At 37.5% G+C, this 14,701-nt stretch carries 13 protein-coding genes; all 13 read left to right on the forward strand.

All coding sequences use genetic code 11. The features are described 5' to 3' along the window. Positions 1 to 2 precede the first annotated feature (2 nt). The 13 genes from pseC to P9L93_06760 are packed head-to-tail and all read left to right on the forward strand — an operon-like array spanning position 3 to position 14,698. The gene (gene pseC, locus P9L93_06700; protein ID MDP8230771.1) at positions 3 to 1,145 is read left to right on the forward strand and encodes a UDP-4-amino-4,6-dideoxy-N-acetyl-beta-L-altrosamine transaminase; all 1,143 of its coding nucleotides are present in this window, start codon (positions 3 to 5) and stop codon (positions 1,143 to 1,145) included. After that, positions 1,142 to 3,604 (forward strand): glycosyltransferase family protein, encoded by a 2,463-nt coding sequence (locus tag P9L93_06705; protein ID MDP8230772.1) that lies wholly within the window; start codon positions 1,142 to 1,144, stop codon positions 3,602 to 3,604. Before pseC ends, P9L93_06705 begins: the two co-directional genes overlap by 4 nt. Continuing rightward, positions 3,601 to 4,521, forward strand: coding sequence for a glycosyltransferase (locus tag P9L93_06710; protein ID MDP8230773.1), 921 nt, complete (start codon positions 3,601 to 3,603; stop codon positions 4,519 to 4,521). Before P9L93_06705 ends, P9L93_06710 begins: the two co-directional genes overlap by 4 nt. Then, complete coding sequence (gene neuB, locus P9L93_06715) at positions 4,518 to 5,573, forward strand: N-acetylneuraminate synthase (protein MDP8230774.1); 1,056 nt, start codon at positions 4,518 to 4,520, stop codon at positions 5,571 to 5,573. The genes P9L93_06710 and neuB overlap by 4 nt, the downstream gene beginning before the upstream one ends. Further along, on the forward strand, positions 5,574 to 6,041 hold the full coding sequence (locus P9L93_06720; protein ID MDP8230775.1) for a GNAT family N-acetyltransferase: 468 nt from the start codon (positions 5,574 to 5,576) through the stop codon (positions 6,039 to 6,041). It begins immediately after the preceding gene. Continuing rightward, entirely contained in the window at positions 6,038 to 6,346 is a 309-nt protein-coding gene (locus tag P9L93_06725) for an SAF domain-containing protein (GenBank protein ID MDP8230776.1), read from the forward strand. The genes P9L93_06720 and P9L93_06725 overlap by 4 nt, the downstream gene beginning before the upstream one ends. Then, positions 6,343 to 8,145 carry an ABC transporter ATP-binding protein gene (locus tag P9L93_06730; GenBank protein MDP8230777.1) on the forward strand — a complete coding sequence of 601 codons (1,803 nt, stop codon included), beginning with the start codon at positions 6,343 to 6,345 and terminating at the stop codon, positions 8,143 to 8,145. Before P9L93_06725 ends, P9L93_06730 begins: the two co-directional genes overlap by 4 nt. Before the next feature lie 19 nt (positions 8,146 to 8,164). Beyond that, positions 8,165 to 8,938, forward strand: a complete 774-nt coding sequence (locus tag P9L93_06735) for an aldolase/citrate lyase family protein (GenBank protein MDP8230778.1) — start codon at positions 8,165 to 8,167, stop codon at positions 8,936 to 8,938. After that, positions 8,939 to 10,669 carry a hypothetical protein gene (locus tag P9L93_06740; protein MDP8230779.1) on the forward strand — a complete coding sequence of 577 codons (1,731 nt, stop codon included), beginning with the start codon at positions 8,939 to 8,941 and terminating at the stop codon, positions 10,667 to 10,669. Continuing rightward, the gene (locus P9L93_06745) at positions 10,656 to 11,657 is read left to right on the forward strand and encodes an LdpA C-terminal domain-containing domain (GenBank protein MDP8230780.1); all 1,002 of its coding nucleotides are present in this window, start codon (positions 10,656 to 10,658) and stop codon (positions 11,655 to 11,657) included. Before P9L93_06740 ends, P9L93_06745 begins: the two co-directional genes overlap by 14 nt. Next, positions 11,657 to 12,421, forward strand: coding sequence for an HAD family hydrolase (locus P9L93_06750; GenBank protein ID MDP8230781.1), 765 nt, complete (start codon positions 11,657 to 11,659; stop codon positions 12,419 to 12,421). Before P9L93_06745 ends, P9L93_06750 begins: the two co-directional genes overlap by 1 nt. Further along, on the forward strand, positions 12,411 to 13,964 hold the full coding sequence (locus P9L93_06755; protein MDP8230782.1) for a radical SAM protein: 1,554 nt from the start codon (positions 12,411 to 12,413) through the stop codon (positions 13,962 to 13,964). The genes P9L93_06750 and P9L93_06755 overlap by 11 nt, the downstream gene beginning before the upstream one ends. After that, positions 13,961 to 14,698 carry a 3-deoxy-manno-octulosonate cytidylyltransferase gene (locus tag P9L93_06760; protein MDP8230783.1) on the forward strand — a complete coding sequence of 246 codons (738 nt, stop codon included), beginning with the start codon at positions 13,961 to 13,963 and terminating at the stop codon, positions 14,696 to 14,698. The genes P9L93_06755 and P9L93_06760 overlap by 4 nt, the downstream gene beginning before the upstream one ends. Positions 14,699 to 14,701 lie beyond the last annotated feature (3 nt).

The following is a 14,701-nucleotide window of genomic DNA, read 5'->3' on the forward strand; positions in this document are numbered from 1 at the left end:
ATATGAAAAGATTTATCCCATACGCGAGACAGTCAGTGGACTCTGACGATATAAAAGCGGTTGCAGATGTTCTGAGATCTGATTATCTGACGCAAGGTCCGAAGGTGCATGAATTTGAAAAAAAGGTAGCGGACTATTGCGGCGCAAAGTATGCCGTAGCTTTGAATTCAGGCACGTCAGCTTTACATGCGGCATGTTTTGTATCAGGCATTAAGCAGGGGGATGAGGTCATAACATCACCGATAAGTTTTGCGGCATCAAGCAATTGCGTTTTGTATTGCGGTGGTACGCCGAAATTTGTGGATATACTTGAAGATACTATAGCGATAGATCCTTGTGAGATTCAAAAGGCAATAACAAAAAGGACAAAAGCCATCATCCCTGTGGATTTTGCAGGGCATCCTGCGGAATTGAATGAGATAAAAAGAATTGCTTCTAAGTACGGGCTTGTGGTTATAGAAGACGCTGCCCACGCGTTAGGCGCAGAGTATAGGGGTAATAAAACAGGCTGTGGAAAATATTCAGATATGACGATTTTGAGTTTTCACGCGGTAAAACATATAACCACAGGCGAAGGCGGAATGGTACTGACCAATAGAAAAGACCTGTATGATAAATTGGTCATGTTCAGGACACATGGTATCACACGCGATAAAAAGATGCTGTTAGATAAGAATAAGCCTGAATGGTTTTATGAGATGCAGTTTCCCGGTTTTAATTACAGGATTGCGGATATCCAGTGCGCTCTGGGATTGAGCCAGATGGAGAAACTTGATTCTTTTGTGAAAATGCGAAGAAAGATAGCAGGTTTGTATAAAGAGAGTTTCAGTGATATCAACGATATTACCTGTTTGACTGAGAGGAAATACGCTAAATCGAGCTGGCATATTTTTCCTGTGTGTATAAAGAGGAATAGGGATATGGTTTTTGACAGGCTCAGGCGCAGAGGCATAGGAGCAAATCTTCATTATATCCCGATCTATCTGCACCCGTATTATAAAAAGTTGGGATATAAGAAAGGGCTGTGCCCTAAAGCAGAGGGGTATTATAAAAAAACAATAACCCTGCCTCTCTATCCAGTTATGTCTATTAATCAGGTTGAAAGAGTAATTAACGCTGTTAAAGATGCTGCAAATAGCTTATGAAAATTTTGTTAATTAAGGATTTAATGATGGAATTAAATTCAAAACATTACAGCTCTGTTGAAACACAAAAGCGGCCGGAATATCTCGAGTGGGCTGGTTCAAATATAGCTGATATGGCTAATGAATTTGTTCAAAAAAATAAGTTACTGGATTCATATTTTATTAAAGGAATGAACAGGATTTTTAGAACCAGCCGTTTTGAACTTTTATTAAAAAGGTGGATAGTGGCTTATTTATGGGATTTTTTCAGCATGCTGGATGATTTTTTATCATATCATTCACAATTAAACGAGGAATTAGTTTTAGAAGACATGCCTTTAAGCAGATTTGGAATTATGAAATATTATTCCAGATTCGGTTTAATGTCTAAGATAAAATGGAAAAAACAGGCAAATTTATTGCAGAAAATTTTCAGCATTTCGCTGAAATCTTTAAGTATTTTTTATCTTAGCTTATCTAAAGGATTGAGGATATATGGGAAAAGAAAACAATACAAAGTAATGCGCGAAGCAATATGGGGCTTATATGATACTGGCGGAAATTATCTTCACGACGATTTTTTTATAGACGACAATAAGATTAAAAAAGAAGAGTTTCTTTTATTTTCAAGAGGGATTCCTAAGGAGAAGGGCAGGCTGAAAGGATATCATGATGCAAAAAAATCCCCTTATGCCCATTTCGATCTCTCATCCTTGCCATTAGGAATCAACTCTTTTTTATCGCGAATAATTCCTAAATATATTATTTCAGCCAGTATTGCATTATTTAAAGAAATGTATTCCAGTAACTTTTCGTTGTATTGGAGCGTTTATCTGTCTTTTATATACAGCGCCATGCCATATGAAAAAGTATTTTCTAATTATGAGGTAGTTTCTGAGTTAGGGCATAATTATTTTTCTGCCGGTCATATTGCAGAGGCAATTATATGCGAGAATTATGGTACAAAATACTATTTAATGCACTTGTCTGACCACGCCGTATCTATAAATAAGTTTCTATTTTCATACTTAGGGTGCGATGGTCTTTTGTTGTGGGGCAAAGCGCATGCTGAAGATGCAATAATCGATGATAAAATTTTGAAACCTATGGGGTATGTTTTTAAAAAATTTATCAAAGAGGCGATTATTAACAGAGACAAGGTTATAAACGAGATAGGCATAAAGGTAAAAGGTAAGGTAATAACTTTTTTTGACGAAAGCTTTGGCGGCAGGTGCAAGATGACAGGGGATAATTATGTAACGTTCTGGGATACAGCATTAAGGCTGGCGCAACAAACAGAAAGAGATAATGTCATATTGATAAAGCCCAAAGATCTATCCAGAGCGGACAATCTATCAAGAAATCTGTTAGAGAAGTTTATTGATATAAAAAATAAGCTGGAAAAGATGGAAAATGTTCGTATCATAACTTCCGATAAGTGGTCTTTTATGGAGGTTATAGGAATATCCGATATAGTGGTGACGCAGGGCATGACCAGTTCAGCTACGATAGCTATCATTTGCGGGATTCAGGGCATGTATCTGGATCAGGCGCAATACGACCATCCATTTTCAAAGGCCTTTAAAGACGCGATAGTATTCGATAATCCAGAAAAAATACTGTTAATGATTCAAAAGATATTAATAGGCAAGGAAAACCCATTAAAAAATATTCCGGAGGGCACGTTAAGAGCTTTTGATGAATATCAGGATGAGAGAGGCATAGACCTGTTTCGGGATATTCTGTCAGGAAAAACTCGCAGGCGCGTTGGAGTCATTATTCAGGCCAGGATGGGCTCAACCAGATTGCCGGGAAAAGCAATGAGGCCCATATTGAATAAACCAATACTGGAAATTTTAGTAGAAAGGCTGCGAAGATGCAAAAAGACAGATTTGTTGAGCATTGCTACAACGATAAATAAGAATGATGATATTATTGAGGCCTTAGCCCGCAAGCTAAAAGTGGAGTGTTTTAGAGGCGACGAGGAAGATGTACTTGGTAGATATTACGAGGCAGCTAAGAAATATGGCTTAGACATAATTGTTAGAATTACTTCAGATTGCCCTTTAACAGATCCATCCCTGGTTGATGATGTGATAGTATATTATCTTGACAACCCACAGGTAGATTATGTGTCAAATGTTATAAACAGGACATATCCTCGGGGGTTTGATATAGAGGTGTTTAGTTTTCAAAGCTTAAAAAAGGCCTCAGAAAAAGCTGTTAAGCCGTATCAAAGGGAACATGTTACCCCTTTTATCTATGAAAATATGGGATGTCTTAATTATGAAGACGACAGGGATTCTTCAAAATACAGAGTTACAGTAGATACAGTAGAGGACTTTGAGTTAGTTTCGGCCATATACGATATTTTAAATAAAGGCGCTCAGTTTGGTTACAGGCAGGTTGTTGACCTGCTTGATTCAAGGCCGGATCTGGTTGCGCTTAATCAGTTTGTGGAGCAAAAAGCTGTAAAATGAAAATAGTTATTATTACTGAAGGCGGAAGAAACGTAGGATTTGGGCATATAACCCGTTGTTTAGGATTGCGCTCAGAACTTGAGAAGAAAAGAATAGAAGTTTGTTTCATAATAAATGATGATGTTAACGCAGCAGAAAAGATAAAAGGCAAGAATTTCAAAATATATAAAAATAATGAGGATATATTAAGATTAGTTAGAGGATCTGATTGCGCGATAGTCGATTCATATATATTAAACAAAGATGTTTATTTGGAAATCAAGAATTCAGTACGGCTTCTGGTCTCTATAGATGACAATAAAAGAATAGAATATCCACCTGGGATGGTTTTGAACGGAGCTGTTTACGCAAAAGACATGGGTTTTATAGAATCAGATGGTATAACTTATTTACTTGGTCCGGAATTCATGCCTATGCGGCAGGAATTTGTTAATATAGATAAAAAGAGCACAAAAGAAAACATCGAAAATATCCTTATTTCTTTTGGAGGCACTGATTTTAAAAATATGACATCTAAAGTAAAAGATTTTACATCAAAGATATTTCCTGATGCAACTATAAATACAATAGAAGGAGATAAGAAAATCGACTATGTTTTAAGACTGATGCAGGAGGCTGATATTGCTATTTCTGCGGGAGGTCAGACCCTTTATGAACTTGCAAGAGTAGGGACTCCTGCTCTTGGTGTGTGTGTTGCAGATAATCAGCTTAATAATTTAAAAGGGTGGGAAAAGATAGGTTTTTTAAAATTTTGCGGCTGGTATAACTTCGAGAATCTGTTTAAAAATATAGAAGATGCTTTATTGCATGTCACGAGTAAAGTAGTAAGGAAAGAAATGAAAAAATCAGGGCAGTCCCTTATTGACGGCAGAGGCGCAAAAAGGGTTGCTGAAAAAATAATAGGAGCATTAAATTGAAGACTATTAGAATAGGAAATAGAACCATAGGAGAAGGCCATCCTTGTTTTATTATTGCTGAGGCAGGAAGCAATCATGATAGAGAACTGGAGCAGGCATTTAAGCTCATAGATATCGCAAAGGATGCCGGAGCTGATGCCGTTAAATTCCAGACTTACAGCGCCGAGACTCTTTATTCCAAGAAGACCCCAAAGCCGGAATATTTAAGGAATAAAAATCTAAGCAGCAGAGATGAAACCTTATGGGATGTGATAAAAAAAATAGAAATGCCCAGGGAATGGCATATCAAACTTAAACAGTATTGTTTAAAAAGAGACATTATTTTTATGTCAACGCCTTTTGACTTGAAAGCCGTGGATGAGCTTGAGGCCGTGGATATTTTAGCGTATAAAATAGCTTCTTTTGAGATAACCCACTTGCCTTTGCTCGAGAAAGTTGGAAAAACAGGAAAACCGGTCATCTTGTCAACGGGGATGGCCGATATATCTGATATTAAAGATGCTTTAGATATTATTTATAAGACCGGGAATAAACAAGTAGCATTATTACATTGTGCAATAAATTATCCTCCAAGATATGAAGATCTGCACCTGAGGGCCATGGATACTATGAAAGAGATTTTTAAAGTGCCTGTAGGATTCTCAGATCATACTTTAGGTATAACTTCTGACATAGCCGCTGTTGCCAGAGGCGCGTGTATCATAGAGAAGCATTTTACCCTGGACAGAAAACTTCAAGGGCCTGACCATCCGTTTGCTTTGGAACCGCAGGAACTGAAAGATATGGTAGGGGCTATAAGGGATACTGAAAAATTTCTCGGTTCTCCTGAAAAGAAAAAGACTGAATCAGAAGAGGAATTATATCGGATAGGGAGGCGAAGCCTTGTGGCGGCCTGTAATATCCCTAAAGGTGTAAAAATAACCCGTGAGATGCTTGAAGTTAAAAGGCCTGGTTACGGCATAGCGGTAAAATCAATGAATGAATTGATAGGACGGGTTGCCGCGAAAAACATAGAAGAAGACGATATTCTGCAATGGGAGATGTTTTCTTAAATGACGGATTTAGTGCTTAGAAAAATAGAACAGTCTGACAGGGAAGATCTTTTTTCGTGGAGAAATGATAAAACCACAAGAGGGATGAGTTTTAATAAAAATTACATAAGCATCGAAAAACACAATATATGGTTCGAAAGGGTAATTGCAGATTCTAACAGGGTATTTTATATAGGAGAGATCAAGCCGCATCGAAAAATAGGTGTCATTCGTTTTGATAAGACCAAAGAGGGTTGTTATGAGATAAGTATAAATCTGGCATTGCAGTACCGCGGACAAGGATTAGGGAAGGTGTTTATAAGAGAAGCATGCATCAAGCTCATAAACGAAAAGACCGTGAAAGAGATCGCTGCTTCAGTAAAGACAGAAAATACTTCTTCTGTGAAATCTTTTAATAATGCAGGTTTTACTAAGATAGAAGAAAAAAATGGTGTGACAAAGATGCATTTTTCAGGAGAAACAGCATGATAGGAGTAATAGACTACGGCATGGGGAATATTCAGTCGGTTATAAATGCCTTTGCTGAAAAGGCAATCGGAAAGATTAGTTATGGCTTGACTATCGCAGAAAGAAAAAGTCGTATTTTTAGACGTTCTTTGTTCGCTGTCAAGGATATCAAAAGAGGAGAAACTTTTTGTTATGATAATATAAGATCTATCAGGCCTGGCCTCGGCCTTAAACCGAAATATTTAGAATATTTTTTAGACAAATGTGCAAAAAGAGATATAAAAAGAGGGACACCTTTAAACTGGAATCTTCTGAGGAGAAAATGAAATATAAACAATTAAAAACAATTGCATTCTTTTTGAAAAATTATAAAAGCTATATTTTTGGCATTTTAATATGCTCCGCATTATACGCTATTTTTGAAGGTTTAAATATAGCAGTTTTATTTCCTATTATAAATTCTGTAATAAAAGACGGTATGGCCACAGGAGAAGGGTCTAAGATCATACAGTTTCTTAATTTACTAATATCTGTCGTACCTGCCAAAGATACATTTATATCAGCTTGTATTATTGTGGTAGCCATCGTAATTTTAAAAAATATATTCAGGTATTTATATATGGGGTTAAACGCCTTTGCAAGTTATAAAATTTGGGATGATGTTCAAAAGAGATTATTTTATAATTATATAAACGCTGATTACAGGTATTTTTTAGGGCATAAGCAGGGCGAGATTGTGTATAGGGTTTTTAGCGCTCCTTCGGAATTGGGCAGCGTTTTAAAGCTTATACCACAGTTAGCCACTGAGATATTAAAGATTTTTTTCATAATTATGATATTATTTTCTATGTCATTTCCAGTAAGCTGCGCTGTAGTTATTATCGGAGGAATTTTTTACTTTTTTACTAGGAATATTTCCAGAAAGATTTCATATTCTATAGGCATAGGACGCGTAAAGGCAACAGAAGAACAGAGTATTTTGTTAAACGAGATGATAAACGGCATAAAGCAGATAAAGCTATTTTTAGGCGAAAGAAGATGGATATCCGGATTTCATGGGGCGATGAATAAGTATTTTAAATTAGCGAAAAAGGATACTCTATGGATTAACATGCCTGTAAGCGCGTTAGAGATATTCGCAATCAGCGCATTAGGCATATCTTTAATAATCGTAAAGGAATTTTCTCCTCAGAGTTTGGTTTCGAATTTGCCTCTTCTTGGCGTTTTTGCCTATGCATTCCAAAGAGTTATGCCATCCTTGAGTCTTATAACAAGTATGAAAATGCAGATCATGGGCAGTCTCGCTGTATTTGAAACACTTTATTCAGTAAGCAACGAGAAGATGACATATTTAGAAGATGGCACAAGATGCATGAGTTCATTTAATGAGAAAATAGAATTTCGTAGTGTTTCTTTTTCATATCCGGACCGGTCAGAAGTATTAAAAGATATTTCTGTGTCTTTTGACAAGAATAGATGCATAGCCATAGTCGGCCAGTCTGGTTCCGGCAAAACGACCATAGTGAATTTACTTGCGAGGCTGTTTGACCCTACAAAAGGGGCTATTTTAGTCGATGGTGTTGACCTCAGAGAATATAAAAAGACTACCTGGCTAAGCAGGATTGGTTTTGTAAGCCAGGATACATTTATATTTCATGCGTCCGTTAAAGAAAATATAATATTTGGATTTGAAGGAGCAAAAGAAGAAGATGTTATAAAGTCTGCAATGATATCAAATGCGCATGATTTTATTATGAAGCTTCCTGATGGATATGATACAGTTGTCGGAGAGAAAGGCATGAAGTTATCAGGAGGAGAACAGCAGCGCCTTTCTATAGCAAGGGCTATATTGCGGAATCCTCAGATCTTGATATTTGATGAAGCCACCAGCGCTCTGGACAATATGTCACAATCGTTGATACAGGGTTCTATAAATAAGATAGTGAAGGATCATACGGTTATTTTAATAGCTCATAGGTTAAGTACCATTGTTAATGCCGATAAAATAGTTGTTTTGGATAATGGGATAGTCAAGGAAGAAGGAAATCATTCTGAATTGATAAACAAAAGAGGGTATTATTCAAAATTATATAAAAGAGAAGACGATTGTATTCCTGCAACATAACTCAGAAGGGGTACTTATTATGAAAAATCTGAAAGAAAGATTAAGGAACGGCGAAATGGTTATCGGGACATGGAACGGCATACCGTCGGCTTCGGTCGTAAATGCAATAGCTTCAAGCGGAGTAGATTTTATAGTCATTGATTCTGAACATGGCCCGGTCAGCGTAGAAAAGGCCGAAGACCTTGTAAGGGCATGTGAAGCATGCGGAGTGGATTCGATTATTCGGGTTTCCTCGAATAGCGCCGATCTTATTTTAAGAGCGCTTGATATAGGGACTAAAGGAGTTCAGGTCCCCCATGTTTCTACTAAAGAAGAAGCAGAGCATGTTGTCAGATGTTCGAAATATTATCCCGAAGGAGAAAGAGGGTATTCCCCTTTTACAAAAGCAGGTAATTATGGGATCAAATCTTCGGGTCATGCAAAAAGATCTAACGAAAACACCACGGTAGTTCTTAATATAGAAGGTTCCGAAGGATTGAAAAACATTAAGGATATAGCTAGTGTTCGTGGAATAGATGTAATATTTATAGGACCATACGATCTTTCGCAGTCGTTAGGAAAACCTGGAGAGGTAAATGATCCAGAAGTTATTAAGGGTATCCGTGAAAGCGTTAAAATAACTAAAAATAAAGGCGTTGCCTGCGGTTCATTTGCTTGTGACATGAAATACATGGAATTGCTGATCGATTGCGGAGTGCAATATGTGACATATATGGTAGATTCTGCTTTGATTGCTGCTACTTATAAAGATATAGTAAACGTATTCAATGCAAAAAAAGAAATAGAGGGGTAAATGAGCGATATTAAAACTCATGCTTTTGAGATATTGGATTGTACCATAAGAGACGGTGGCTATTTAAACAACTGGGATTTTGACAGAAAAGTGGTTAAAGAGCTTTGCCGCAATCTTTCCAGGACAGGTGTGGATATTATTGAAATCGGATTCAGAAATAAGCCAAAGGCCGGTACGGGATTATGGTATTCTGTCCCTGAGGATGTTATCAATGATTTGTTCAAGGATGTTTCAGGAATAAAAGTATCATTGATGGTTGATTGCGACAAATGCGACTTATCTCTTATTCCGCAGTCAAAGCATAGTTTTGTAAATATGTACAGGGTGGCATGTCATAAGGATAAGATATTAGAGGCAATCGATATTTGCCGGAAGATCAAAAAAAGAGGATATGAAGTTTCTATTCAGCTAATGGGGATTGTGGGTTATACGGAGGAAGATTTTTCTTTTATAAAGAAGCCTATTTCAGAATCATCAATTGACTATCTTTATTTTGCCGATAGCTATGGTTCGCTTTTTCCGCGTGATATAGAAAGATATATAGAAAAGTTGAAACCTCTGAATAAAAAAATAGGTTTTCATGCGCACAATAGTCTCCAGCTTGCTTTTGCCAATACACTGGAGGCGCTTAATTGCGGAGTGGATATAGTAGATGGTACTGTATGCGGTATGGGAAGGGGATCAGGTAACCTCCCTATGGAAGTGTTGATAATATACCTTGAGAAAACATTAAGCCGTAAAAAGTACAATTCAATGCCTGTATTGGATCTTATAGACCGTTATTTTATTGATCTAAAAAACAAGTTGAAATGGGGTTACAGCCTTCCTTACATGTTATCCGGTATATTCGAGGTCCATCCGAGCTATGCCAAGCAATTGATAGATTATCATGAATACAATGTAGACGATATGGTAAAAGTCTTTGAGGTCGTAAAAGGACTTGCGCCAGTGGGATTTAAAAAAGACATAATGGATAAAATTATATCAAGCGGTTTTGTAAGCTCTTTTGGTAAATCGGAAAATCCAGACCATGATACAGAAGATAATCTACGAATACAGCCACCTCTTTATAGAAACAGGCATGAGGGAAAGGATTTTTTGATACTTGCTAATGGTCCCAGCCTTAAAGAGCATAAAAAAGAAATAGATGAATTTATAGAAAAATATAATCCTGTAGTTATGGGTGCTAATTATTTAGGTGGATTGTTTAAGCCGCATTATCATGCATTTAGCAATAAGAAACGATTTATCAATTATGTTGAACATGTTGATGTGGATTCAAAGCTTCTGATATCCGGCAGTTTCGAGGATGATTTTATAAAAGACTATACGAATATGGAATATGAAAGTATCGCGCATTTTAGTGGCACCTCGGATAATTTCAGGATAGAAGATGGCGTAATCAATTCAAATTGCAGGACCGTGTCGATATTGTTGACGGCAGTCGCTATTGTTATGGGCGCAAAAAGAATATTCATAGCAGGAATGGATGGATATAAGAGTAAAGAACATTTTCTTTCAAAAAATGTACATTTTTATAAAGAATCCGAGGAAGCTGATAATTTTAAACTATTGATCGAAAAGCACAATTGGAATGAAAAACTACTTAGCCAGATCAATTCGTTTTTAATTGAAAACAACAAAGAAGGGCTTCATATTATAACCCCTTCAAGTCATAGTTATTTTTACAGCAGTATATATAATTGGATAAAACAATATGACAAGGTTTGAAATAGCACAAGAGCTGTTAAACAAAAAGAAATTCTTTAAGCTTGTTTGCGGCGCAGGTAACGAAGACGCAAAGGAAGTCAGGAAGATTGTTTTTGTCTATGCGCTTGCAGGCGCCAAATGCATGGATGTCTCTGCCAATGTGGATGTTGTTAAACATGCAGCCATAGGTATTCAGGATGCATTTGATTATGCAGGCAAGATAGGAAGGCAGTTATTGATACGTCCTTTTATCAATGTGAGCATAGGAATGAGGGGAGACCCGCATATTAGGAAAGCGATGATTACAGATAAGTGCGTTAAATGCAGAGTATGTATTGCAGAGTGCCCTACAAATGCCATAGATGATGACTTTAAGATCATAGAGGCCAGGTGCATAGGATGCGGAAGTTGCGAGTCAGCGTGTAGCTATAACGCTATAAAATTCTACCATAAGAATAAGGACTTAAAAGCTATTCTGGAGGAATGCAGGGAATGCGGGGTTGAGCAGATGGAGTTGCACGCTGCAGTGCCTGATACAAGGTCTATATTCGACGAATGGAAAATGATAAACAATATAATAAAAGATAATTATGTAAGCATGTGCTTGGACCGCCTGCATTTATCCGATTCTGCGTTGAAACGCAGGATAAAAAATGCAAAGTCTATATCAGGCAACAGGCTTATAGTGCAGGCAGACGGCGTGCCCATGAGTGGAAGCAAGGATGATTTCAATACCACTCTGCAGGCGGTTGCCATTGCGGATATAATCATGAAACAAAGGTTAGATGTAAAGGTTTTACTGTCAGGCGGTACAAATAGTTTGACTACAAAATTAGCGGATATGAGCGGCGTTGCATATAATGGTGTCTCTGTCGGAACGTTTGCCAGAAATGTTATAAAGGAATTGATCGGGGAAGAAGATTTTATGAAAAAGGACGATAAAGTGAGAGAGGCGGTTAATACCGCGCATACATTAGTAAGGAGTAATATCGGAGAGGTAGTCTGGTAATGGTGAATATTGCGTTTGGCAATAAGGTAATCAATGATATTGAGTTATTTGTATTCGATAAGGATGGCACACTCATTGATTTATATAATTACTGGTATTACATGATTGAGATGCGGGCAAAAGATTTGTGTTCTTTTTACAAGTTGGATGAGGAGCCGCATAAGAATAGTCTGATGTCTGAGATGGGGATTAATTTGGAAAAGAGAAGGCTGAAACCAGAAGGTCCTGTGGGCATTTTACCCAGGGCGATTGTGCAAAAGGCTGCAGAGGATTATCTCGTTAAGCTTGACTACCAGGATGTCTCCAGGGTTTGCTTTGATATATTTAAGAAAGTCGATGATAAGTCTTTATTCTTATTGGACAAACTTATAGTCCCTATCAAAGGTGCTATGGAACTTTTAAAGAATATAAAAGAGAAAAAGACTATGGTCGCCATAGCGACAACTGATAAAACAGAGAGAGCTGAACTTGCTGTAAAATTTTTAAATATAGGAAACTTAGTGGATATTGTCGTGGGCGAAGATAAGGTGAAAAATTCAAAACCAGCACCAGATATGTTGATGTATATACTGAAGAAACTTGATGTATCTCCGCGCAATTCTATCATGGTAGGAGATGCGAACACTGATGTCCTGATGGGCAAAAACGCAAACCTAAAGGCCTCAATAGGCGTCTGCACTGGGCTGACAAATAAGGATAAATTGCTAGAAATAACCCCTTATGTAGTTGATGATGTATCGAAGATAAAAATATATGACAGCTAATAAAGAGATAATACTTGTTAATTTACCTCCGGCTAGGAATTATAAGTATGAGAATTCCGGTTCTCTGTATCCTGCTACCGGGATAATGGTAATAGGTGCGATATTAAAGAAAAGAAAGTTTTCAGTAAAGATCGTTGACGGCGCCTTGATTCAGGAATATGAAAAAAGGGTTTTGGAGAGCATATCCGAGAGGACTATGTTCGTGGGGTTTTCAGCCATGACTTCCCAGATAGTCATGGGATATGAGCTGGCAAAGAAGATAAAAGAGAAATGGCCTCGTTTATATATAGTATTTGGCGGTGTGCACTCAACCCTGTATCCTGAACAAACGGTCTCTAATCCGTATATTGATATTGCCGTGATCAACGAAGGGTCTAGAACTGTTTTAGAGATCATAGAGCATATTGAAGGACATGTCCAATTGGAGGCAATAAAAGGCATATCGTTTTGTGATTCAGAGGGCAATGTTAAGATTAATATACCCAGGGATTTGGATGATATATCAGAGATTCCCCATTTTGATTTTGAACTCTTGGATTTGCCGAGATATCTTAATGCCAGAAGCGTATATGAAAGAGAATTAAACCTTGATGGCAGTAAGAATATACGACTAATGCCTATTCTTACTGGCTTAGGCTGTTGTTTTAGGTGCGCCTTTTGCATAAACGTGATTTTAAAAAGGCATTACAGAGCGCGTTCTGCCGCATCCATTGTCGAAGAGATCAAAAGATTGCAGTCCAGATATGGCGCAAATGCCTTTTTATTCCTGGACGAAGATTTTTGTATTAACAAAAAAAGACTGGCAGACTTCATTAAACTGGCAAAGGACGAGAATATCAAGTTTTTGGCAAGGATATGGGCCAGGGTCTCTTATTTCAGGCAGGATTCTTTCAAGAATATTTTGCCGGATATGGAAAAGATCGGTATAAAATCTATTGCAATGGGGGCAGAAAGCGGATCACAGAAGATGCTGGATTATTTACATAAGGATATAAAATGCGAAGACATAAAGAACGCTGCTGTGGAGCTTTCCAAATTCAATATAACCCCGAGATTTTCCTTTATGACAGGGATGGACGGAGAAAATAAAGATGATACCATCTCCACGTACAGGCTTTGCGGAGAACTATTAAAGATCAATCCCATCACTGACATTGCAGGCCCTTTCACTTTCCGTTATTATCCAGGTTCTCCCATATTTAACCAGGGTATGAAGAGGTTTAATATAAGCTTAAGTAAATCTATAGAAGACTGGAAGGATTCCTTGAATGATGACGGATCTTTGATTGTTGACACCACCCGGCTTATCTGGCCCGGGTTTTCCAAATACAGCGAATCAATGAATAGTTATATCAATATTTATTTGCATAAGTTGAATAGGCTGTCATTGCGTAATAGATTTTTGGTCAAGATTATCAGAAAACTAGTCTTGTGGCGATTGATGCACGGAGAACACTGTTATGCTATAGATTATTACACCCTTCGTTTATTGGCAAAACTTGAAACTTTTTTACTAAAACTGTATCGTAGTATTTATAAATGAGAACAATAGGAATTATACCTTCGCGATTGCAGTCATCACGTCTTCCTGACAAAGCCCTTATTGACATAGAAGGCTTGCCTATGATAGTCCATGTGTTTAAGAGGGCGCAGTTGGCTTCTTCCTTAAACGAGGTATTTGTGGCTACTGATAACAAGGAGATTCATGATATTGTGCTTAAATACGGTGGCAAGGCAATAATGACTTCATCCAAGCACGAGACCGGAACGGATCGTATAGCTGAGGCAGTTAGTGATATGGACGTAGATATAGTGGTCAATATCCAGGGAGATGAAGCGCTTTTAAATCCCGAGCATGTGGATAGCGCCGTAAGGCCTCTTAGAGAAGATAAGGATGTGCAGATTTCTGTACTTGTCGCGCCTTATTCAATAAAGAATTCAAAATCAGACATAAAGGCTATCCTTGATCTGAATTGCAATATTTTATACTGCTCAAGAGCGGACTTACCGAGTGACGCGCGCACAGAAATAAAAACAATGTGGAAGATGTGTTTTATAGTGCCTTTTCGCAAGAATTTTCTGCTAAAGATTGCTTCCTGGGACCAGACACCTTTGGAAAAGATTGAGTTTAATGAATACCTTAGGATATTAGAACATGGGTATAACATAAAGGCAGTGCCTGTTGAAAATGCGCATATAAGCGTTGATACTCCGCAGGACCTTATAAAGGTCAGGAAATTAATGAAATCTGACAAGATAAAAGAAAAGTACTTCTAATTA

It is taken from the genome of Candidatus Gorgyraea atricola (assembly GCA_030765235.1).
GTDB classification, from domain to species: Bacteria; Omnitrophota; Gorgyraeia; order Gorgyraeales; family Gorgyraeaceae; genus Gorgyraea; species Gorgyraea atricola.